Annotated in this window: 22 protein-coding genes and 1 pseudogene; 19 read left to right on the forward strand and 4 right to left on the reverse strand. The window is 60.9% G+C overall.

Annotated elements, in window-relative coordinates; all coding sequences use genetic code 11:
- Positions 1-140: 140 nt before the first annotated feature.
- From AWU82_RS08400 to AWU82_RS08415, 4 genes are all read left to right on the forward strand, one after another.
- A complete protein-coding gene (locus tag AWU82_RS08400; protein ID WP_064381860.1) occupies positions 141-1,073 on the forward strand; it encodes an AraC family transcriptional regulator in 933 nt (310 codons plus the stop codon).
- A 78-nt stretch (positions 1,074-1,151) separates the two neighbouring features.
- Entirely contained in the window at positions 1,152-1,607 is a 456-nt protein-coding gene (locus AWU82_RS08405; RefSeq protein ID WP_011333895.1) for a (2Fe-2S)-binding protein, read from the forward strand.
- Positions 1,607-3,856: a xanthine dehydrogenase family protein molybdopterin-binding subunit gene (locus AWU82_RS08410; protein ID WP_064381861.1), complete on the forward strand. Its 2,250-nt coding sequence runs from the start codon at positions 1,607-1,609 to the stop codon at positions 3,854-3,856. The genes AWU82_RS08405 and AWU82_RS08410 overlap by 1 nt, the downstream gene beginning before the upstream one ends.
- A 17-nt stretch (positions 3,857-3,873) precedes the next feature.
- Positions 3,874-5,226 carry a cytochrome c gene (locus tag AWU82_RS08415; RefSeq protein ID WP_064381862.1) on the forward strand — a complete coding sequence of 451 codons (1,353 nt, stop codon included), beginning with the start codon at positions 3,874-3,876 and terminating at the stop codon, positions 5,224-5,226.
- A 70-nt stretch (positions 5,227-5,296) separates the two neighbouring features.
- Here the strand turns inward: AWU82_RS08415 and AWU82_RS08420 are convergent, their stop codons facing one another.
- Both AWU82_RS08420 and AWU82_RS08425 read right to left on the reverse strand, forming a co-directional pair.
- Positions 5,297-6,031, reverse strand: coding sequence for an SDR family oxidoreductase (locus AWU82_RS08420; protein WP_064381863.1), 735 nt, complete (start codon positions 6,029-6,031; stop codon positions 5,297-5,299).
- Between the two features lie 180 nt (positions 6,032-6,211).
- Positions 6,212-7,156, reverse strand: coding sequence for a helix-turn-helix domain-containing protein (locus tag AWU82_RS08425; RefSeq protein WP_064381864.1), 945 nt, complete (start codon positions 7,154-7,156; stop codon positions 6,212-6,214).
- A gap of 286 nt (positions 7,157-7,442) precedes the next feature.
- Between AWU82_RS08425 and AWU82_RS08430 the strand changes: the two genes are divergently transcribed.
- The 7 genes and pseudogenes from AWU82_RS08430 to AWU82_RS08460 all read left to right on the forward strand — a co-directional run bounded on the left by AWU82_RS08430 (position 7,443) and on the right by AWU82_RS08460 (position 12,523).
- Complete coding sequence (locus AWU82_RS08430; RefSeq protein WP_064381865.1) at positions 7,443-8,207, forward strand: SDR family NAD(P)-dependent oxidoreductase; 765 nt, start codon at positions 7,443-7,445, stop codon at positions 8,205-8,207.
- Positions 8,208-8,384: 177 nt separating this feature from the next.
- Positions 8,385-8,681: a hypothetical protein gene (locus tag AWU82_RS08435; protein WP_084776974.1), complete on the forward strand. Its 297-nt coding sequence runs from the start codon at positions 8,385-8,387 to the stop codon at positions 8,679-8,681.
- A 19-nt stretch (positions 8,682-8,700) separates the two neighbouring features.
- On the forward strand, positions 8,701-8,958 hold the full coding sequence (locus tag AWU82_RS08440) for an Atu4866 domain-containing protein (RefSeq protein ID WP_039773158.1): 258 nt from the start codon (positions 8,701-8,703) through the stop codon (positions 8,956-8,958).
- 81 nt (positions 8,959-9,039) lie between these two features.
- The gene (locus AWU82_RS08445) at positions 9,040-9,957 is read left to right on the forward strand and encodes an AraC family transcriptional regulator (protein WP_064381866.1); all 918 of its coding nucleotides are present in this window, start codon (positions 9,040-9,042) and stop codon (positions 9,955-9,957) included.
- A 284-nt stretch (positions 9,958-10,241) separates the two neighbouring features.
- Positions 10,242-10,661 carry an organic hydroperoxide resistance protein gene (locus AWU82_RS08450; RefSeq protein ID WP_064381867.1) on the forward strand — a complete coding sequence of 140 codons (420 nt, stop codon included), beginning with the start codon at positions 10,242-10,244 and terminating at the stop codon, positions 10,659-10,661.
- Between the two features lie 136 nt (positions 10,662-10,797).
- A pseudogene (locus AWU82_RS08455) lies at positions 10,798-11,358 on the forward strand (TonB-dependent siderophore receptor); the annotation flags it as partial.
- Between the two features lie 346 nt (positions 11,359-11,704).
- A complete protein-coding gene (locus AWU82_RS08460) occupies positions 11,705-12,523 on the forward strand; it encodes an alpha/beta fold hydrolase (protein WP_223290696.1) in 819 nt (272 codons plus the stop codon).
- Between the two features lie 110 nt (positions 12,524-12,633).
- Here AWU82_RS08460 and AWU82_RS08465 read toward each other — a convergent pair whose 3' ends face one another.
- Complete coding sequence (locus tag AWU82_RS08465; protein ID WP_064384106.1) at positions 12,634-13,608, reverse strand: LysR family transcriptional regulator; 975 nt, start codon at positions 13,606-13,608, stop codon at positions 12,634-12,636.
- A 402-nt stretch (positions 13,609-14,010) separates the two neighbouring features.
- On the opposite strand from AWU82_RS08465, the gene AWU82_RS08470 reads away from it, so the two are divergent.
- The 5 genes from AWU82_RS08470 to AWU82_RS08490 all read left to right on the forward strand — a co-directional run bounded on the left by AWU82_RS08470 (position 14,011) and on the right by AWU82_RS08490 (position 18,258).
- Positions 14,011-14,658 carry a response regulator transcription factor gene (locus AWU82_RS08470; protein ID WP_064381870.1) on the forward strand — a complete coding sequence of 216 codons (648 nt, stop codon included), beginning with the start codon at positions 14,011-14,013 and terminating at the stop codon, positions 14,656-14,658.
- A gap of 346 nt (positions 14,659-15,004) precedes the next feature.
- Complete coding sequence (locus AWU82_RS08475; protein ID WP_064381871.1) at positions 15,005-16,459, forward strand: sensor histidine kinase; 1,455 nt, start codon at positions 15,005-15,007, stop codon at positions 16,457-16,459.
- 116 nt (positions 16,460-16,575) lie between these two features.
- Complete coding sequence (locus tag AWU82_RS08480; protein WP_335743473.1) at positions 16,576-17,217, forward strand: AraC family transcriptional regulator; 642 nt, start codon at positions 16,576-16,578, stop codon at positions 17,215-17,217.
- Positions 17,218-17,232: 15 nt separating this feature from the next.
- Positions 17,233-17,757: a hypothetical protein gene (locus AWU82_RS08485; protein ID WP_064381873.1), complete on the forward strand. Its 525-nt coding sequence runs from the start codon at positions 17,233-17,235 to the stop codon at positions 17,755-17,757.
- A 126-nt stretch (positions 17,758-17,883) separates the two neighbouring features.
- Positions 17,884-18,258, forward strand: coding sequence for a response regulator transcription factor (locus AWU82_RS08490; RefSeq protein ID WP_064381874.1), 375 nt, complete (start codon positions 17,884-17,886; stop codon positions 18,256-18,258).
- Between the two features lie 144 nt (positions 18,259-18,402).
- On the opposite strand, the gene AWU82_RS08495 is transcribed toward AWU82_RS08490, so the two are convergent.
- A complete protein-coding gene (locus tag AWU82_RS08495) occupies positions 18,403-19,362 on the reverse strand; it encodes an MBL fold metallo-hydrolase (protein ID WP_011333876.1) in 960 nt (319 codons plus the stop codon).
- A gap of 275 nt (positions 19,363-19,637) precedes the next feature.
- On the opposite strand from AWU82_RS08495, the gene AWU82_RS08500 reads away from it, so the two are divergent.
- The 3 genes from AWU82_RS08500 to AWU82_RS08510 all read left to right on the forward strand — a co-directional run bounded on the left by AWU82_RS08500 (position 19,638) and on the right by AWU82_RS08510 (position 22,606).
- Complete coding sequence (locus AWU82_RS08500; protein WP_011333875.1) at positions 19,638-20,657, forward strand: GlxA family transcriptional regulator; 1,020 nt, start codon at positions 19,638-19,640, stop codon at positions 20,655-20,657.
- A gap of 148 nt (positions 20,658-20,805) precedes the next feature.
- On the forward strand, positions 20,806-21,180 hold the full coding sequence (locus AWU82_RS08505; protein WP_064384107.1) for a response regulator transcription factor: 375 nt from the start codon (positions 20,806-20,808) through the stop codon (positions 21,178-21,180).
- Positions 21,181-21,403: 223 nt separating this feature from the next.
- Positions 21,404-22,606: an NAD(P)/FAD-dependent oxidoreductase gene (locus AWU82_RS08510; RefSeq protein ID WP_064381875.1), complete on the forward strand. Its 1,203-nt coding sequence runs from the start codon at positions 21,404-21,406 to the stop codon at positions 22,604-22,606.
- Positions 22,607-22,664: the final 58 nt, after the last annotated feature.

Consider the following 22,664-nt stretch of genomic DNA (forward strand, 5'->3'; position numbering starts at 1 on the left):
ATAGACACATTCTCCCGGTCAATCCGGTGCTTCCCTAGCGCATTCCTCTTGAATGCTTGCCTGATCCTCTGGCGATGCAGGGTGATGGATAGGAAACGTCTCGCGCGCGCATTAGAGTTCGGTCAAAGGAGTGAGCCCACATGATCCCGACCCCTCTGCCCCAGGAATCACCTTTGGCACGGCACATCGACCCGCACGTGCGCGCACCGGGCGACTTCGCCACGTCGATACCCGGGCTCTCGCTGTTTCGTCGCGACCAGCCGGCGCCCCCCGTTGTGTGCATGATCGAGCCCAGCCTGATTCTTGTGGGCCGCGGCGAAAAGCGCCTGTGGGTGGGTGGTCAGGGTTACAGCTATGACCCGTCGCGGTTTCTGGTCACTTCACTGGATCTGCCTGCCAACTCCGAAGTGATGCTCGCCAGTCCTGAACAGCCCTGTGTCGGCCTCGTGCTGAAGCTGGATGTCAGCATGCTTGCCGAGGTCATTACCAAGAGCGGCTTGCCTGCGAAACGCCAGCCATCAACGGGTACGGGCGCTGCGATTGGCAGCCTGTCGTCTGCCCTGGAAGACGCACTCGATCGCCTGCTGGCCCTGCTCGATGAACCCGAGGCGATCCCGGTCCTGGCACCGCTGATTCTGCGGGAAATCCACTACCGGTTGCTGCACACCGACCAAGGCCCACGACTGCGGCAGATCACTGCCGTAGACGGTCAGGGTTATCGCATCGCCAAGGCCATCGACTGGCTCAAGGTCAACTACACCGATGCCCTGCGCATCGATGATCTGGCCGCGCGGGTGCAGATGAGCGCGCCGACCTTTCACCATCATTTCCGCCAGCTCACCGGCATGAGTCCGCTGCAGTACCAGAAATGGCTGCGGCTCAACGAAGCCCGCCGACTGATGCTGGTCGAGCGCCTGGACGTTTCGCGCGCGGCGTTTGCAGTCGGCTACGAAAGTCCTTCGCAGTTCAGCCGCGAATATGGCCGGCTGTTCGGCACCGCACCGAGCCGCGACATGGCCCTTTTGCGCGGGCAGCCATTCGAGGCAGCAGCGCTCGGCACAGTCGCGAATTGAACCAAAACCGGTGAAGCGCCCCGCCGCGTCTCACCGCTCATAACAATGCACGTCAACCGATGATCAAGCGGGTGAACCATGGAACTACGAATCAACCAGAAGACCTATCAGGTCGATGCCGACGCCGATACGCCCTTGCTGTGGGTGATCCGCGATGATCTGGGCATGACCGGCACCAAGTACGGCTGCGGACTGGCGCAATGCGGCGCCTGCTCGGTGCTGGTGGACGGCAATGTGGTGCGTTCCTGCGTCACGCCGGTAGCCGGTGTGGTTGGCCGGGAGGTCACCACGATTGAGGCCATCGAAGCCGATGAAGTGGGCAAACGGGTGGTCTCGACCTGGGTCGATCTGCAAGTCGCCCAGTGCGGCTACTGCCAGTCCGGGCAGGTGATGGCTGCCACCGCGCTGCTCAAGCAGAACCCCAAACCGAGTGATGCGCAGATCGAGGCGGCGATGGTCAATCTGTGCCGCTGCGGTACTTACAACGCCATTCATGCCGCCGTGCATGAGCTTGCCGGCAAGGGGGACGCGTGATGAACGTTCGTATCGACCCTTCACAACACGCTTCAATACTGGATCTGCATGAACCGATCAATGTGTCGCGCAGACGTTTTCTGACCGGTACCGCCGTCGGCGCACTGGTGCTCGGCTTCGGTCTGCCGCTCGGTGCGACACGGGTACAAGCGGCAGCGGCAGCGACGGCCGAGCGTGGCACCCAAGTCCCGGCGTTTCTCGAAATCCGCCCGGACAACCGCGTGCGTCTGCTCTGCCCGTTCATGGAAGGCGGGCAAGGCACGTTCACCGCCATGGCGCAGATCGTCGGTGAAGAGCTGGATGCCGACCCGGCGACCTTTCTGGTCGAAGCCGCGCCTCCCGGCGAAGCCTACGTGGTGATGGAAAACGGTATGCGCATCACCGGCGGCAGTATGTCGGTGCGCATGAGTTACCCGGTCATGCGCCGCCTCGGCGCCCTTGCCCGCGCCATGCTGTTGCAGGCCGGCGCGCAGCAACTGGGCGTGCCGGTGAGCGAGTTGAGCACCGAGCCGGGCAAGGTCGTGCATGCCAAGTCCGGGCGCTCGTTGGCCTACGGTGAACTGGCCGAGCGTGCGATGGATCTGCCGGTTCCCGATCCGGCCTCGGTGAAGCTGCGTGATCCGAGTCAGTTCCGCTGGATCGGCAAACCGGTGAAGCGTCTCGATGCCTACGACAAATCCACCGGCAAGGCGCTGTACAGCATCGATCTGAAAGTCGACGACATGCTGCATGCCGCCGTTCAACATGCCCCGCGCCTGGGGATGACCGTGGGCAACTTGCGCAACGAAGACCAGGTCAAGGCGATGAAAGGCGTGCATTCCGTGCACCGTCTGCCGGGCGCTGTAGCGGTGGTCGCCGAGCGCTGGTGGCACGCCAAACGTGCCGTCGAGGCGATCCAGGTTGACTGGCAAGAGCCGACGGCCGACAGCAAAGTGCGGCCGATGCCCGCCGACTTTTCCAGCGATGCCTGGTTCAAGCGCCTCGCTGAAGATAAAAGCCCCGCCAGAGATGATGAACATGAAGGCGATGTGGCTTCGATTCTCAAGGAGACCAAGACCCGGATCGACGCCACTTACCACAACCAATACCTGAACCACGGACAGCTGGAGCCGCCTTCAGCACTGGCCCGATTCAATCCGGATGGTTCGCTTGAGGTCTGGTTGCCGAATCAGGCGCCGGACATGTTCCGCGCCGATATCGCCAAACGCACCGGGCTCGATCCGTCACGCATCACCTTGCATTCGCCGCTGTTGGGCGGGTTCTTCGGTCGGCATTTCCTCTACGACTCGGCCAGTCCCTACCCTCAGGCCATCGCGCTGGCCAAAGCGGTTGGGCGCCCGGTCAAACTGATCTGGAGTCGCGAAGAAGAGTTCCTGCGTGACGTGCTTCGACCGGTGGCAGCGGTGAATTTCCGCGCCGCGCTGGACAACGACGGCTGGCCACTGGCAATCGAAGCGATCAGTGCCACCGAAGGCCCGACCGAGGCCCTCGCCGGCAAGCAAGGTGAAAAGCTCGATCCGACCGCGCTTGAAGGCTTATCGGGCAAGTCCTATGCGATCCCCAACAAGCGCATCGCACAGATTTACGTCAAAGGCCCGGCGATGCTCGGCTACTGGCGTTCGGTGGGCAATTCCCTCAACGACTTCTTCTATGAATCGTTCCTCGATGAACTGGCCGACAAGGGTGGCAAAGATCCGTTCGACTTGCGCCTGCATTTGCTGCGCGGCAACCAACGGTTGACCACCTTGCTGCAAGCGGTGGGTGAACTGTCGGGCGGCTGGAAGCGCGGCCCGTTCACTGCCGAGGACGGCAGCCGACGTGCGCGTGGGGTGGCCATGGCTTCGCCGTTCGGTACCGAGACGGCGGTGATCGCCGAGGTGTCCATCGAGAACGGCCAGGTCAAGGTGCACGACATCTGGCAGGCGATTGATCCGGGCAGCATCGTCAATCCGGCGATTGTCGAGGCTCAGGTCAATGGCGCCGTAGCGCTGGGACTGTCGCAAACGCTGATCGAGGAAGCCGTGTGGGTGGATGGCAAACCCCGGGCGCGCAACTACGACTTGTACCCGATCCTGCCGCCTGCGCGGATGGCACGGGTTCATGTGCGTGTGGTCGAGAGCGGGGAAAAAATGGGTGGCATCGGTGAACCGCCATTGCCTGCGGTCGCGCCCGCTGTCGCTAACGCGGTAGCAGCGCTGACCGGTCAGCGGGTGCGCAGCCTGCCCTTGAGCCGACACACTTTCACCTGATCAGCGCCGGAGCGTTCATGAATAACAGCCGATTCGCAAGAACCGCTGGCTGGCTGGCCGTGCCGTGCCTGGTCGCGGCAGGCCTGCTGGCCTGGTATGTCACCCGCGAGCCTGTCTCGCGCCTGGAAAACCATCAGATCGCCGTGGCCGACATCGATCCGGCGCTGGTGGCCCGTGGCGAATACGTCGCCAGGCTCAGCGATTGCGTGGCCTGTCACAGCGTGCCGGGCGGCGCGCCGTTCGCCGGAGGGCTGGAAATGGCCACGCCGCTGGGCTCAATCCATGCGACCAATATCACCCCGGACACGGAAACCGGCATCGGTCACTACAGCCTGGCGGACTTCGACCGTGCCGTGCGCCACGGCGTGGCGCCCGACAGTCGCCGTCTGTACCCGGCGATGCCCTACCCGTCCTACGCCAAGCTCAGTGATGAAGACGTACGAGCGCTGTATGCGTTTTTCATGAAAGGCGTGGCGCCAGTCAAACAGGCGAACATCCCCAGTGCGATTCCGTTTCCGCTGAACCTGCGCTGGCCGATTGCACTGTGGAACGGTGTGTTTGTCGATGCCGAACCTTATGTGACTAAACCGTTGCAGAATGAACGATGGAACCGCGGCGCTTATCTCGTTCAGGGCGCCGGGCACTGCGGCAGTTGCCATACACCGCGCGGCCTGGCGTTCAACGAGAAGGCACTGGACGAGTCCGGCAAGCCATACCTGGCCGGCGCCCTGCTCGATGGCTGGTACGCACCGAGCCTGCGCGATGACCACAACACCGGGCTGGGCCGCTGGAGCGAGCAAGAGATCGTGCAGTTCCTCAAGACCGGTCGCAACCAGCACGCGGTGGTCTACGGCTCGATGACCGAGGCGTTCAACAACTCCACGCAGTTCATGAGCGACGACGATCTGACGGCCATTGCCCACTACCTGAAGTCGCTTCCGGGAGATCGCGAACGGGATGGCGCGCCTTGGCAGTATCAAGCGGTTTCGGCAGCGCAACGTCTGGAATCGCCCGGTGCACAGACCTACGTCACGCGCTGTGCGTCGTGCCACGGTCTGGACGGCAAGGGTCAATCGCAATGGATGCCGCCGCTGGCCGGCGCGACTTCGGCACTGGCCAGGGAAAGTGCCTCGGCAATCAACATCACTCTGAATGGATCGCAACGAGTGGTGGCGGCCGGCGTGCCGGATGCCTATCGCATGCCGGCCTTCCGTGAGCAGCTGTCGGATCAGCAGATCGCCGAAGTGCTGACGTTCATGCGCAGCACTTGGGGCAACCAGGGGAGTGCCGTTGATGCGCAGACGGTGGGCAAGCTACGTGAGCACACCGATCCGGCCAGCAGCAGTCCGATCATCCTGCAGATGCGCTAGAGGAGAGATTGATAAAACATCGACTTGCGGGTCCCGCGCACGGCGCGGGACTGGCTAGCCTCCAGACTGCTCAGTGTGGACTGGCGGTCGGGCGAACCACAATCTCACTCACATCAACATCGTCAGGCTGCTCGATGGCATAGGCGAGCGCTCGCGCAATGGCGTCTGCATTGAGTGCCACACGACGGAAGGCTTTCATTTCCTCGCGTGCCACCTCATCGGAAATCGTATCGGCCAGTTCGGACTCGACCACACCCGGGCACACCACGGTCACCCGGATCTTGTCCGTTTCCTGGCGCAAGCCATCCGAGATAGCCCTGACTGCGAATTTGGTCGCGCAGTACACCGCCGCTGTCGGAGACACCGCCAGGCCACCAATGGACGAGATATTGATGACCTGCCCGAAGCCCTGCGTCTGCATGTCCGGCAAGACGGCGGCAATACCGTGCAGCACACCGCGAACGTTGACATCGAGCATCTGGTTCCATTCATCGACCTTCAACGAAGCCAGCGGAGACAAAGGCATCACCCCCGCGTTGTTGATGATCACATCGACCTTGCCATGTTGCGTCTTGGCGAATGCCACGAAGGCGTGCATCGATTGCAGATCCGTAACGTCCAGTGCGCAGGCACTTGCCGAGCCACCTTCGGCCTGGATCTCGCTGACCAGTCTGTCCAGACGCTCGGTCCGGCGGGCGCCGAGAACCACATGCGCGCCTTTGGCAGCAATCAACCTGGCCACGGCTTCGCCAATACCACTGCTTGCACCGGTAATCAGGACGACTTTGTTTTGAATGTTCGACATATCCGTAGCTCCTGCTGTCTGCATTGAAGTTCAGCACCGACCGCTGAAGACGCGTTCGTTGCTGCGGGGTACGTCGAAAAGATTAAGGGCGCGGGCCTCGTCGGCGCGTGCCGAAACCTGCGCAACTTTTGCCTATTCGTGTCTGTGTGCATCGCCTGCAAATTTGTAGCGTAGGGGCGCTCAGGCCCCACGGAACTCGCTGGGCGTTACGCCCACTTCGCGACGAAATACCTGCGAGAAATGACTGGGGCTTGAGTAGCCGACCTCCAGCCCGATGTCGATGACGCCAAGACGGGTCTCCAGCAACAGGTGCCGCGCGCGAGCCATGCGCAAGCGGATGAAGTACTGCGACGGCGAAAGCCCAGTCGCCCGCTTGAACAGGCGGCTGAAGTGGTACTCGCTCAGCTCGGCAAGGCTGGCCAGTTTGGCCAGGCTGAATTCATCGCTCAGATGCGCGCTCATCGCGTCGGTGACTTTACGCAGTTTGTAGGCTTGCAAGGCGTTGACCCGACGCCCGGGCTGGCTTTCAGCCAGATAGCTGCGCACCAGATGCACGGCCAGCGCCTGTGCCAGCGAGCGGGCGAAAAGAGCGCTGGGCGAGCGCTCCAGAAGCAGTTCGGTGCGCAATTGCTCCATGACAAACGCGACGCGCTCGTCCCGGGCCCCTGAAACATCGCGCAAACGCACAGACCCTGCGTGCTGACCCGACAGCTCTCGAGACGCTTGCTCGATCAGCGGCAGGCCGAGATAAAGATGCATGACTTCGAAGGTATCGCCTCCATGCGTCTGCCAGCGCATTTCATACGGCTCATCGGAGCTGGTAAGGAAAAAATCGCCGGCACTGACCTGCGCAGCTTCCCACTCGCCACCCAATGCGCGCTCCTCCACCCTCGCCGCCCCGGCCAGAACCAGAACGAGCAACGGCTCCACCACTGCCGGCACGAGAATGGGTTCGGTAACGCTGCGATGGGTGAACAGCTGAATCACAACATCCGTGATTTCCGGCCGCGAGGGTAACGCCTGCGGTTCGCCTGGCAGGAACTCACCCATCGACTCGCCGGTGATGCGCAAGTCTCGAGAAGATGTCGACATCGGTTCCTGGGAGGTGCGCCCGGTATTTGTCATGAACTCGTCCTTTTCAGATTTGGCTGTGCCAAGACACACAGGTCTCGGATGCTTGCCCGCACGCCGTGTCACGGTGACCGGCTCGATGATATCGGGGTTTTTCCGTGGGTTGAATCGCGCACCGAACCTCCCTCACTGACATTCAGCGCAAAACCCCGACAGCGTGGGCAATCTCACGAAAGCCGACTTCGCTTCGCTGCGAGACAGTAGGCCCGTCGCCGATGACAGCGCCTCGCCGGCGCCAACACGGCTTATCCCTACTCGATCAAAAACGCTGGAGAACATCATGACCGACTTCAAGAACGGCACCCCAAACGAAGTGGCCGGTAAAGTCGCGCTGGTCACTGGCGCGGCCAGTGGCATCGGCAAGGCCATCGCACTGCTGCTGCACGCCCGCGGCGCCCAGGTCATTGCTGAAGATATAAACCCTGAGGTGGAAGCACTGGCCCGCCCCGGCCTGGTCCCCCTGGTGGCCGACATCACTCAGGACGGCGCGGCCGAACGCGCGGTCGCCCTGGCCGTCGAGCAATTCGGTCGGCTGGACATTCTGGTCAACAACGCCGGCATCATCATCAACAAACTGGTCATCGACATGACTCGCGAAGACTGGGAACGCATTCAGGCGGTCAACGCCACGGCGGCCTTTTTGCATAGCCGGGAGGCGGTGAAAGCGATGATGCCCAACAAGTCCGGATCGATCGTCAACATCGCGTCCTACGCTTCCTATTTCGCCTTCCCCACCATTGCCGCCTACACCGCTTCCAAAGGCGCGCTGGCCCAATTGACGCGCACCCTGGCGCTTGAGGTCATTGGCCACGGCATCCGCGTCAATGCTGTCGGTGTCGGCGATGTGGTGACCAACATCCTCAACGATGTGGTCGACGATGGCCCCGCCTTTCTCGCCCAACATGGCGAAGCGGCGCCGATCGGCCGCGCCGCCCAACCGGAAGAAATCGCCGAAGTGGTCGCGTTCATCGCCTCGGATCGGGCCAGCTTCATGGTCGGTTCGGTGGTCATGGCCGACGGCGGCATGACGGTCACGGCCGGCTGAGCCGCAGCACAAACGCGCCGCACGGAATGCCCGACCAGCCCGAGAGGATCAGGCAAATCTGCGGCAGTTTCGTCCTAACACCGCTGCGCTCGGCTACGTAATCTGAAAGCACGCAACGGATGCACACACAGGCCACGGCAGGCCGCTCAGATGAACAACGTCAATGAGGACTGAACAATGAAAAACGCAAAACGGCTTTCCCTTTCACTGGTGATCGGCGCGATGGTGGCCTGCGCGATCAACCTTTCCTCGACCAGCCTGTACCTGGCCGCTGACGGATCTGACCGCACGCCCGGCATGCGCGTCACTGAAGGCGGCAGTGATCGCACTCCAGGGTTCCGCGTTGCCGCTGATGGTTCGGACCGCACGCCAGGCATGCGCGTAACTGAAGGCGGCAGTGATCGCACTCCGGGTTTTCGCGTTGCCGAAAACGGCTCTGATCGCACGGCTTTGGGTCGTATCGGCTCAGTCTGAAAATCCGGGGAGAAAAGTGATGAAAGATGCCAAAAAAACCACTCAGGACCATCGTTACGCAGGCATGTGGGTCACCGCGGATGGATTCATCCGTCATGAGCTTCTGACGACTGGTCGTTACGACGAGGCCCGTGGTAAAAACAAGAGCGCCTATCAGGGCCGCTACGAACTGGTTGGTGATTACATCCAGTACTGGGACGACACCGGCTTCACCGCTGATGGCCACTTTCATGACGACGTGCTGTATCACGCCGGAATGATCCTCTATCGGCAATGAGTACTTTGATGATGTCGGGTGAATATCGTCTGCCCGGGCAGTTCCGGGCAGACGCTCATGAACACATGTGAGAGCCTTGAAATGGAACAAAGCGATGCTTTCATCCTTCAAAACACAGCCATCTACCGTGACGAACTGGTTCGCCTGCTGACTCAACGCTTTACCACACCCGGGATCTATGAGACCGCCATAGCTCCGCTGCATGTGATTCGTTTCGATGCACCTTCGGAGCTGATCCATACCGTGCACAAACCGGCACTTTGCCTGATCGTGCAAGGACAAAAGGAAATCAGCCTGGGTGACGATCATTACCTCTACGATCCGCTCAGTTATCTGGTGGTCTCGGTGACGCTCCCGGTTGCCGGGCGCGTGCTGAAGGCCAGTCCGCAAGCGCCTTATTTGTGTATCCGGTTCGATTTCGAGGCCACGGAAATTGCCCAGGTCATCGCCGACGCGCCGCCGGCGGGCGTACCGGACGAGCCGGAACTGGGCCTTTTCCTTGAAAGGGTCGATGTGCCCCTGCTAGAAACCATGCTTCGACTGGTCCGACTGCTGGACACCCCGAAAGACATCGGCATGCTGGCACCTCTGGCCCTGCGGGAGCTGTATTACCGCCTTCTACGCGGCATGCACGGCCGTCGTCTGTATGAGCTTGCCCTCGGCGACTCGCAAACACGTCGGGTTACGCGGGCAATCGATTGGTTGAACAACCACTACACCCAACCCTTGCGCATCGAAGAACTCGCCCGGGTCGCCAATTTGGGCAACTCCACATTGCATCATCGTTTCAAGGCAGTGACCGCCATGAGTCCGCTGCAGTATCAGAAACAACTGCGCCTGCAGGAAGCCCGCCGGCTGTTGCTCGGCGAAGGGCTGGATGTGGCGAGCGCCTGTTATCGAGTGGGCTACGAAAGCCCGTCGCAATTCAGCCGGGAATACAGTCGCCAGTTTGGCTGCCCACCGTCCAAAGATGCCAGCCGCACGCGTCGCACGGGGTAAACCCCGCACGCTGACGCAGACGCCGGGAACGGTTTTCCGCCGGGATCGAGAAAAAGGCAGGCAGACCCAAGCCTGCCCCTTTGCGCAATGCACAGCGATGGCTGTAAGCGGTCAATGTGTATCGCCTGACGTGATAAGCGACAGGAACCAATGGCCTGGCTCAGGCTACAGAGCGATACAAAAACGCCGCCGCACGACACATCCCGGGTACATGCCAATGCAAAAGTGTGGGCCATCGGAACCTTCGCTGTCCGACTTAACCCATCACTCAGGCAGGTATTTCCATGATCAATCAAATCGACACCGTGCTGTACACCGGCAAGACCCGCACCACCGGCGGGCGCGATGGCGCATCGCGCAGTTCGGACGGCAACCTGGACATCAAGCTCTCGCCACCCGGCTCAAATGGCAGCGGCACCAATCCGGAACAGCTGTTGGCAGCCGGCTGGTCGGCCTGCTTCATCGGCGCCATGGGCAAGGCAGCTGCGGCACAGAAGATCAGGCTTCCAGCGGATGTGGCGGTCGAAACCGAAATCGATCTGGGCAAGACCGGTGATGCGTTCTTCCTTCAGGCACGCTTGAGTGTCAGCCTGCCGGGGCTGGAGCCTTCGGTTGCCCAGGCGCTGGTGGACGCGGCGCATCAGACCTGTCCTTACTCAAAGGCCACTCGCGGCAACATCGACGTCACCCTGCGGCTGATCTGAATCAGCCCTGTTTGATCCTGCAAACCGCCCGATGCACGGCTTCGGGCGGTTTTTTTTTACAGGGTTGAGCGATGCCGTTCCTCCGGCTCAAACAACCAGAGGTGCGAACGGTCATTGAACGATTTACGCGAACGAGTTCCGCGTCGATCAGGAAAACCGCGCGGTGCAGGTGTTCGTACCAAACTGCCCGCAGGCTTCCTGCTATGAAGCCTCCGGCGAGATCCGCAGCCAGGGTATCGACTTCGAACTGCAAGGCGCGCTCACCGACAACTGGCAGATCGGCGGCGGCTACACCTACGCCCGTACGCACACCATCAAGGATGAGGCGAATCCGCAGAACGTGAACAAGCAGTTCGACACCGACACACCGGAACACCTGTTCAAGCTCACCACCCGCTACAACTTCCAGGGCCCACTGGAAAAACTGCGTGTGGGCGGCAACATCTCCTGGCAGAGCCGCATGTACAACGACATCGAACTGCTCGATGGCAGCAACTACCGCCTCAAGCAAGGCGCGTACGCCGTGACCGACCTGATGGCCGGCTACCGGCTCAATGACAACCTCGACCTGCAACTCAATGCCAACAACATCTTCGACCGCAAGTACTACTCCACCATCGCCAACTCCGTCAGCTACGGCGGCGACAGCTATGGCACGCCGCGCAACATGATGCTGACGGCCAAGTACACCTTCTGACTTGTCCAGGCGCAGGGACGCGCCACCCCGCCAACGTGCCCCCCCTTCATGCCCTGCATACCAAAGCGTTAATTTCAAAAACCCATGTCTGGTGGTCAGTCGTACCCCTTTGCCCAAAGATTGCCTTCGGCCAGGGCTGCAGCCTTGCGCCGCCTGTGCAACTTCTTTAACTCAATGGGTGTTCAAAATGACTGACGAGAAAAACGGAACCACCCGTCGTGGCTTGATCACGACGGGTGCCATGGCCGCTACCCTGGCGGTGGCATTGCCGGCGCTGGCTACGCAGCAGACACCGGCATCCGCGTCAGGGGGCAGCAAAGGCGCCGGTAACGGCAGCGATTCGGGAATGTTCACCGTCAAGGATGGCACGCAGATTTTCTACAAGGACTGGGGCCACGGCCAGCCGATCGTTTTCCACCACGGCTGGCCCCTTTCGAGTGATGACTGGGACACGCAAATGCTGTTCTTCCTCAACAAGGGCTTTCGCGTCATCGCCCATGATCGACGTGGCCATGGTCGCTCCTCGCAAACGGCCATGGGCAACGCAATGGACACCTACGCCGCCGACGTTGCCGAGTTGATGGCGCACCTGAACATCCGCAACGCCGTGCACATCGGCCACTCCACCGGCGGCGGTGAAGTGGCGCGCTACGTGGCGCGGCATGGTCGCGGCCGGGTGGCCAAGGCCGTGCTGATCGGCGCTGTAGCGCCCATCATGCTGCGCACCGCAAAAAATCCCGGAGGCCTGCCGATGGAGGTGTTTGACGGGTTGCGCAAGGCACTCGCGCAGAATCGCAGCCAGTTTTATCGTGACTTCCCGAGCGGACCGTTCTACGGCTTCAATCGCCCAGGTGCGAAAGTGTCTGAAGCGATCGTCGAAAACTGGTGGCGCCAGGGCATGAACGGCGGGATCAAGGCGCAGTACGACTGCATCAGCGCGTTCTCCGAAACCGACTTCACCGATGACCTGAAAAACATCGATGTGCCGACCCTGGTGCTGCACGGTGAAGATGACCAGATCGTGCCGATCACCAATTCGGCTCACCTCTCAATCAAATTGCTCAAGCACGGTACGCTGAAAACCTACCCCGACCAGCCCCATGGCATGTGCACCACCCACGGCGACACCATCAACGCGGACCTGCTGGCGTTTATCAATGCATGAGGTTCCAGGGCCGCGCCCTCACGACAAGCCAAGTACAGCCCCCTGAAAAGAAAAGCTCCGATCGAGTCGGAGCTTTTCTATTGGGCGAATCACACAGCCGTTGCAGTTATCTACCGGGCCATCATCAACGTCTGATCGACGGGCAACGCCGGGCGTAATTTTGGCACTACCTGCAACTCAATCGGCGTGCCAAGAAATGCCTGGCAACGCGAACGCAGCCAACGCTGAGCGCAATCGTTGTGCGCAGCGGCACGCCAGACCATGGAAAGCTCCCGCGATGGCAGCAACAGAGGGGCCGGCTCGGCCCTGATGCCATTCACCGAGGCCATGGCCCTGGCCACGTAATCCGGGACGATGACCAGCATGTCGCTCTGCGCCAACAACCTTGGCAAGGCGCTGAACTGCGGCACCGCCAGCACCACTTTGCGCCGACGTCCGAGCAGGTCCAGCGCGTGGTCGGTGTCATCCCTGGCCTTGCCCATGGACGACACGATGGCATGCGGGCGCTCGCAGAACTCATCGAGCGCCAGCAGGCCCGGGCGGGTATCCGAGCGCAGGAGCATTGGCCGGATCGACCGTAGACTCTTGCGTCGAGCGTTGGCCGGCAGATCGAGCGTAGGGCTGATGCCCAGAGAAATCTCGCCATTGAACAGCCGCTGCGACATCTGCTGCTGATCGACGCGCAGCACCACCAAGGCAATATTCGGCGCCTCGCTACGAAGCTTGCGCAGCAGTCGCGGGAGCAACGCGTATTCGACATCGTCGGACAGGCCGACCTGAAAGGTCACCTCGCTGGTAGCTGGGTCGAAGGGCTGGCAACGGCTCAACGCCGCGACAACGCCATCCAGCGCCGGCGTCAGGTTGGCGAAAATTTCCTCGGCCCGCCTTGTCGGCTCCATCACCCTCCCCGCACGAACGAACAACGGATCGTCGAAAAGCACACGCAAACGCCCCAGCGCTGCACTGATGGTCGGTTGACCGAGAAACAGCTTCTCGCCGACCCGGCTGACGTTGCGCTCATGCATCAGCGTCTCGAAGACCACCAGCAGATTAATGTCGACACGACGGAGTTCATTTCTGTTCATGAAGTTCACCACCCGGCACGCGGCCATTGAAATCGACGGAGAGCTGATCAAGGTTAAGGGCGCGCCTGCCGGACGTCTGTGGTACTTGGGGACAGCGGGATCATGCGTTAGGTGAGTGTTTTGATACTTTTGTATGAACCGTTTGAAACCGATAGCTGCATCGGGCCGCGCAAAGACCGGTGCAATGGCCGTTTTTTCGGGTTTTTTGTCCTAGCTGACGGCGTGCTGCGCCACTACGATGCTTAACCGTCTATCTACTCACGCCCACACCTGCGCAACGTGTCGCACGGCGCTATCGCCAGCGGGACCGTGTCTCTGGTCGGGCATCAACCCGCACGAGCAAACACCGGCCGCCCGGCCAAGGGATTCGCCACAACGTCACAACCTTTTGGGAAAAGAGCAATGAACAACAATCCCATCAGCAACAACCCCAGCGAGCCGGTGGTATTCATCGTCGACGACGATGCCGCGTTGCGCGAATCCCTCGGCAGCCTGTTGCGCTCCATTGGTCTGCGGGTGGAGCTGTTCGGGTCGGTCGCCGAGTTCATGACGTATCAACGTCCGGACACGCTGAGTTGCCTGGTACTCGACGTGCGCCTGCAAGGCAGCAGCGGGCTGGATTTCCAGACTGAACTGGCCACCGCCGGAATCAATGTGCCAATCGTGTTCATCACCGGACACGGCGATATCGCCATGACCGTGCGCGCGATGAAAGCCGGCGCGGTGGACTTCCTGACCAAACCGTTTCGCGAGCAGGACCTGATCGATGCCGTCTGCGCCGCACACTCGCGGGACAAGCAGCGTCGCGAGTCAGGGCGGCATGCCGATGAGCTGCGCGCCCGTCATGGGACGTTGACACCCCGGGAGCAGACGGTCATGGCTCTGGCGGCCTCAGGCTTGATGAACAAGCAGATCGCCGGGGAAATCGGCCTCAGTGAAATCACTGTGAAGATCCACCGGGGCCAGGCCATGCGCAAGATGGGCGCGCGCTCATTTGCCGACCTGGTGCGCATGGCCGAAGTCATCGCGGCGCTGCCTGCACATCGGTGACCGAATGAAACGATACGGTATGGCTCAAGCCGCCGTGGCTGGCCGGCACAATCAACACTCAAGTTCCGAACAACTAACACTTGCGTATATCCGGTTCATACGCAGTCATACTGCAAATGACCCAATGCAGCAGTGCCAGCGTAGAAGTCTTCGAATAAGATCTTTATTCAAATAACCATTACTCAATACAGCGATTGGTGAATGACAGACAGTCGCCAACAACCGTCATGCCTGAAAAACAACTTCAGACTTTTTAACCTCTTCATTAATACGCCTTTCATAGCGTTTGCCTGCTTCATCGAAAGAACACGACCTGCCGTCCGATAGCAAAAATCTGGAAGAATAAATGTCTATCATCAAACGTCGCGCACAACTTCTTTGTTCAGACGCCTTCGCCTGGCTTTGCGGCATAGCGGTCGGCAGCATGATCTATATCACCAACGCGTACCTCGATCTGGACGTTGCGCCGACGTTGTTCTACATCACGCTGGTATTCATGTCAGCGAACATCTTCCCGGTACCGGTATTTCTTGCCGTCGCGTTGGGTTGCCTCACGCTGCTGACGGCCGACTTCCTGGTCGATGAAGGTTATCGCGATCACCGCAGCATCGCCGGATTCGTCAGGTGCCTGATCGCGCTGACGACCATTTCCCTGCTCGCGTTGCGCAGCAAACGCGCCACTGAAACGCTGCGGCGCAAGGAAGCGTTCTTTCTGGGCGCACAGAAACTTACCCACACCGGCAGTATCGGTTTCATCATCGATAAAAAAGTCAGCGTTTCATGGTCGCAAGAGTCGTCGCGTATTTTCGAGTACTCGCCGGACATCACCCCGACACTGGCGCTGGTCAAGTCACGCACTCATCCAGACGACCTGCCGGTTATCGATCAGGTGCTGGAACAGTTTGCGCGCCGGCAAGAGTTGGTCGAAGTCGAGCATCGGCTGCTCATGCCGGATGGTCGGATCAAGCACGTGCAGATGATCGCCAGCCCGTTGCCCAGACATCGCGGGCGCACGCAATACGCCGGGGCGCTGATGGACGTCACCGCCAGCAAACAGTCGGAAGAGGCGTTGTTTCACTCGCAAGCCACCCTCGCCCACGTCACGCGCCTGACTTCCATGGGCGAACTGGCCGCGTCGATTGCCCACGAAATCAATCAGCCGCTGGCAGCGGTCATCACCAGCGGCGAATCCTGCAAACGCTGGATCAACCGGCCCGAACCCAACCTGGAAGAAGCCCGCCGTTCGCTGGACCGGATCATTCAAAACTCGGTCAGGGTCTCCGATGTCATCGCCTGTATTCGAGCGTTATCGCGACACAGCGAGGTGCAGCGCAATGTCGAAGTGTTCGACGACATCGTCAGTGACTCGCTGACGCTGATGCAACATGACATCAGCTTCCATGAGGTTCGCCCGCATGCCCGACTGGGCACTCATGGTGCGCGGATCAAAGGTGACCGGGTACAACTGCAGCAAGTCATCATCAATCTGATCATCAACGCCTGCCAGGCCATGGCCAATGTGCTTGACCGCGCCCGGACGCTGCGGATCACCACCTCGATCCTGCACAACGAGGCCGTGCTTGAAATCGCCGACTCCGGCGTCGGCATTGCCGAGGACATCCTGCCTTCGCTGTTCGACCCATTTTTCACCACCAAGCCCACCGGCCTGGGAATGGGCCTCTCGATTTGCCGTTCGATCATTGAATTCCACGGCGGCCGCATCTGGGTCAACAGCACCGAGGGCGTCGGCACGCAGTTTGTGTTTGCGATTCCATTGGCTGCGCTCGAACACGATAAATGACAACCATCCACCCCTGATGTCGCGCGGTGGCGATATGGAGACCCGCATTGTCTATCCAACGTACAAACCCCGGCGCAGAACCCGAAACTCCGGTACACGAACGAACCGTCGTTTTCGTGGCATACCCGCAAATGGGCCTGCTGGATCTGACCGGCGCGCAGACCGTTTTCTGGGCGGCGACGTGCGGACTGGCGCAACTCGGTTTGCCCGGTTATGCCTTGCACACCGCGAGCCTGCAAGGCGGGCCGGTGCAGACCGGCGAAGGCCTGGTGGTTCAAACCCGGCGGCTGGATGAGCTCGGCGACGAGCCGATCAATACGTTGATCGTTCCGGGTTCGGCGTCCATTAGCCAGGCGTTGCGAGACAACGCGCCGCTGATCGATTGGTTGCGCGCCACGTCAGCGACGGCCAACCGTACGACGTCGGTATGCAGCGGTGCTTTTTTCCTGGCTCAGGCCGGACTGCTCGACGGCCTGCGCGTGGCGACACACTGGTTGATGGCTGACATGTTCGAGCGGCTGTTCCCCAGGGTCGAGCTGGATCGCGAGGCCATCTTCGTCCACCAGGCATCGGTGTGGACCTGCGCCGGCGTCAGCGCCGGGATCGATCTGGCGCTGGCACTGGTCGAGGCCGATCACGGTCGCGAGCTGGCCATGCAGGTCGCCCGGCGCATGGTGGTGTACTACCGACGTCCGGACAACCAGAAACAGTGGAGTCCGCTGCTGCAATCACAACATTCAATCGCGCACGAGCGCTAGCCGGAGACGGTGGTCATGAACGCACCGCACAAACTGTATTTGGTCAGTCACCCGCCCTGCATCACCCGCTATGGCACGCACACATCGTTGTCCACCGCTGAGCGCGTGGAGATTATCGACGCATTGACGCAGACCCTGAGCGCGACGCTGAGCATTCTGGCGCGGCTCAAGCACAGCCAGCAGACACTGCACGCTGTGAGCTTTCTACCGGTGCAGACACTGTTGCGCAGACTGTTGAACGCCAATACCCGTTACGCCGACTTTCTCGTCACCGGCATCACTGACCTGGGCGGCCATGCCCAGCGCGACGCGCTCTACCACCTCAATGAGGCTCCCGAACCTTTATGCTTTGCCGACTGCCTTAAAGGCATTGACCGCGCCCTGCGCCGACTGCGGGCCGCCGATGCCTTGTTCCGCGACTGTCGTGCCAGCGCAATTGCCAACAACGACTGCGCCAGCCGACAACTCTTTGAAGCCTGCACTCGACATAACAGTTACTTTCTTTCGTTAATCAACAACCATTTATTTTCTGAACACTGATTAACTTTCGCAACTAACAAAAAAACCAACTAAACATACCCACGTATACTATTCCACAATTTTTGAAAGCGTATCTTGCAAGTATGGCGGGCGCGACAGACACCCGCAAAGAACGCAAGGTTTCCCATGTTCAACTCAGCTATTGTTTCAGTTGTCGATGATGACGAACTTGTTCTGGTTTCAATGGACAGTTTGTTGCGGTCTTGCGGTTATACGGTCAAGACATTCAACAGCGCTTTTGCATTTCTTGAATCGAGCGCGCCAGAGCAGACCGGGTGCCTGATCTCGGACATTCAGATGCCCGGCATGTGCGGGGTCGAAATGTACGAGGCGCTGGCGGCCAGGAAGATCCATATTCCGACGATTTTCATCACGGGCAAACCGGGCCTGCCCCCCGAGTTCAGTGCGCGGGTGAAGACGCCGGAAGGTTATTTCTCCAAACCGTTCCATACCGGGGCATTGCTGGCCTGCATCGAACAGGCGCTGATGCGCCGCCGTTGAGCGGCCCTGACGAATAACTGGATGCAGAGCCACCGCTGCCCGACCAACAAACCTCAAAGCAAAAAAAGGCCCTGCAAGTTCATCACTTGCGGGGCCTGATTTTTATCGAGCCCGGCCGAATGCAGCCGGGCCGCCGACAGCCGATCAGTAATCCCAGAACGCTGCAATCCAGCGGAACGCATCGCCATCGACCGCCACTCGACCTACCGACGGGAACGGCAGATGGGTGGCAACAAACCACTCGCCACTAGCCGCCGCTTCGCGCATCAGACGCATGCGAACACGCACCGACTCTTCAGGATCATGCTCGAAACCGTTGTGCCATTCCGGATGCTCGAAGGCCACCGGAAACAGGGCGTCGCCAGCAAAGGTCAGGCGTTCGCCGCCCGAGTTGACGTAGACAATGCTGTGCCCCGGCGTATGCCCGCCGGTGAGTTTCACCACCACCCCCGGCGCCACTTCGTATTCATCCTCGAAGGTGCGCACCTGGCGGCGGTAATCGTTGATGAACTGATTGGCCGTCGCGCGCAGAACGTCAGGCACTGGCGCCGGCATGACGGTCTGGGTGAAGTCCGGCGTCTCCCAGAACTCGACCTCTTTTGCCGAGACGTGAATGCGCACGTCCGCACGCAGCCGGCTCTTCACCTCGTCGACCAGCAGACCGCCGACATGGTCCATGTGCATGTGCGTGATCACAATGTCAGTCACGCTGGCCAGATCAATGCCCGCCGCTTCCAGGCGTTTCGGCAACTGGCCGGCCCGGGGGAAGCCGGGAAACTGCCCGCCCAGCCCGGCGTCGACCAGAATGATCTGCTCGCCGCTGCGCACCACCAGCACGTTGAGTGCCCAGTCAAACGCGTCCGGCCCCAGGAACATGTCCTTGAACCAGGCGGCGCGAGCCTGCGGGTCGGCATTTGTGGACATGGTCGAGGTCGGCAGCGGCAGCACGCCGTCGCTGATCACCACCACGTCGATGTCGCCGACCTGCAGTGCGTAGCGCGATGGCACCAGCTCCTGCGCCGGAGCGAATGGCTGGCGGGTGACGGACGCCTGCCGGTCATCGGTTGCGTTGGTTTGATTGGAGTGATTCAGATACGTTGACATGGTCGCTTTCCTCTTGGCTGAGTCAAAATTTCCCGGACGAATGCCCTTGCTGGCGCAAGCGCTGAATGGCGCGCCTTGAAATCGAGTGTGCATCGCGACCACGACGTCCAACACCATACGCGGGTATAGGGCTTGAACCACATCGACCGAGTAACGCCGCTGCTGAGGTGGCTGTGGCCCATACCAATGTATATTCGCGCTCCTGCCCGCAAACACCGAAACTACGGCGCACCGGATCGCCGAAAAGCGGGCGATCATCAGGTCCCTGAGCAGTCATGAACTCTATTTTTCACCAACCCGACCCTCTCACCTGCTTGCTCGCGCAACCGCGCACGCTGGTGTTCCTGGCGTATCCGCAGATGGGCTTGCTGGACCTGACCGGCGCACAAACCGTGTTCTGGGCCGCGTCCAAGGCCATGGCCGAACGCGGCTTGCCTGGCTACGCGTTGCACACCGCAAGCCTGGACGGCGGATTGATCGCCACCGCCGAAGGGCTGTCGGTCAACACCTTGGCCCTGCGCACCTTTGACGAGACAACCATCGATACGCTGATCGTGCCCGGTGCGCCGAACATCCGTCAGGCCATGCTCGACAATGTTGCGTTGGTCGACTGGCTGCGCGCGGCATCGGCCAAGGCCAGACGCACCGCCTCGGTGTGCAGCGGCACTTTTCTGCTGGCCCAGGCCGGGCTGCTGGAAGGCTTGCGCGCAACCACCCACTGGGGCATGTGCGACATGCTCAAGGGTGGTTTTCCGAGTGTCGATGTCGACCTTGATGCGATCTACATCCAGCAAGGCAACGTCTGGACTTCCGCCGGGGTCACCACCGGAATCGACATGGCGCTGGCGCTGGTCGAGGCCGATTGCGGCCGCGCCGTGGCGTTGAAGGTGGCGCGTGAGCTGGTGGTTTTTCTCAAACGCCCTGGCGGTCAGGCGCAGTTCAGCCAGTTGCTGCAAGCGCAGATCGACGACAGAGGCTGCTTCGAAGAATTGCACCTGTGGATCAGCGAAAACCTCGGCGACCCGCAATTGAGCGTCGAATCGCTGGCCCGACAGGCGCAGATGAGCCCGCGCAATTTCGCGCGGGTCTACAAACGCAAGATCGGCCGCACGCCGGCCAAGGCACTTGAGCTGTTTCGCCTGGAAGCGGCGCGACGAATGCTCGAAGACTCTCAGCGCAACATCGACCAGATCGCGCAGTTGTGCGGGTTTGGCGACGAGGAACGCATGCGCGACACCTTCTACCGTCACCTCTCGGTTTCGCCCCGGGAATACCGCAGCCGGTTCTCGCGCTGACGTCACACAGCGCAATGGCGCCGGGCTCGCAGACGTTCAAATACTGTCGCTATACACACGTATAAGTACGCCGCCGAACCGAGCGGCGTATCGTGCGGCAATGGCGGGCGTCCTCGACGGGCTACCCGAGATCAGCCCTGGTAAAGCAATGTCCCACACCGCTGTTGTATCGGTTGTCGATGATGATGAGTCCGTGCGCATGGCGCTGGACAGCCTGTTGCGCTCGCACGGCTACACCGTGCAGTTGTACCCGAACGCGGAGGCTTTTCTGGCGATGAAGGCGCCGCCCCGCCCCGGCTGCATCATCTCGGACATCCAGATGCCCGGTCTGTCCGGCATCGAGATGTACGATGAGCTGTGCGCCCGAGGCGTGCGCATCCCGATCATTTTCATCACGGGTTACCAGGGGCGTCCGCCAAGGGTCAACGCCGCATTCCCCGAGCCCCTCGCCTATTTCCCTAAACCCTTCCCGTGCGGCGAACTCATCACCTGCATCGCAAGCGCATTCAATCGCGCCGTTTGACGGCCCTCTTTCTATACCTGTGTATACCCCACCCCATACCTAAGCATGTCGGCACTGACCCTATGTAGAAGTGTCTCGCCGCACCTTCCCCGATAGCATCTTCCCCAGCGAATCGAACCGGCTCTGCGGTTGTTCACAACCACCTGCTTCGTGCAGAGCGGCAGACGGTCACGCATGAACGGACAAGCCGTTCAACGACCAGAATTTCCACAGGAGTCATCCGATGAAACAGCACATTTTAGTGATAGGCGCAGGGTTTGGTGGAGTCTGGAGCGCCCTGAGCGCCGCACGTCTGCTGGACCAGCATGATCGTAACGACGTGCAGATCACCGTCCTCGCACCCCAGGCAGAACTGCGCATCCGTCCGCGCTTCTACGAGCCGGATGTCCACAACATGAAGGCGCCGCTGGGTGAACTGTTCGATGCCGTGGGCGTGAAATTCGTCAAAGGCATCGCCGACAGCATCGACACCGCCGGCAAGCAAGTGATCCACAGCGATGCCTTCGGCACACAAAGCACGCTGAGCTATGACCGACTGGTGCTGGCCGCCGGCAGTCGCGTGATTCGCCCACCGCTCAAAGGCATGATCGAACACGCCTTCGATGTCGATCAGATCGAAGAAGCAGCACGCCTCGAAGCCCATATCAAGTCGTTGAAGGACCAGCCGTCGAGCGCTGCGCGTAATACCGTGGTGGTCGCCGGTGGTGGTTTTACCGGGATCGAAACCGCCACCGAAATGCCGGCCCGCCTGCGTGCCGCACTGGGTGACGATGCGCCGATCAGGGTCATCGTGGTGGATCGCGCGCCGCAAATCGCCGCGACTCTGGGTGACGGCATTCGCCCGTCCATTGTCGAAGCGTCCCGAGAGCTGGGCATTGAATGGGTAGTCGACGCCTCGGTCGCCTCGGTGGATGCCGGCGGCGTGACTTTGGCTGACGGCAAACGGATCGAGTCCAACACCGTCATCTGGACCGTTGGCTTCCGCGCCAGCCCGCTCACTGAACAGATTCCGGGCAGCCGTGATCCGCAAGGTCGCCTGCACGTCGACGGTCACCTGAAAGTGCTGGGGCACGTGGATGTCTTCGCTGCCGGCGACGTCGCTTATGCCGCTACGGATGATCTCGGAAACTACGCCGCGATGTCCTGCCAGCATGCGATCAGCCTGGGCCGTTATGCCGGCAACAATGTGGCCGCTGACCTGATCGGTGTCGCGCCGATCACCTACCGCCAGCCCAAGTACGTGACCTGCCTCGACCTCGGTGCCTGGGGCGCGGTGTTCACCGAGGGCTGGGACCGTCAATTGAAACTGGTCGGGCAAGAGGCCAAGGACCTCAAGACCCAGATCAACACCGTGTGGATCTACCCGCCGGCCGCCGATCGTGCAACCGCACTGGCCGCGGCCGACCCATTGATTCCGGTGGCCTGATCACCCGACGGTTCACACTTCCCTATCGCTGCGCATTCCCAGGCGCCCGCCACGTTTT

Origin of the sequence: Pseudomonas glycinae (assembly GCF_001594225.2) — a bacterium.
In the GTDB taxonomy this organism is placed as follows: Bacteria; Pseudomonadota; Gammaproteobacteria; order Pseudomonadales; family Pseudomonadaceae; genus Aquipseudomonas; species Aquipseudomonas glycinae.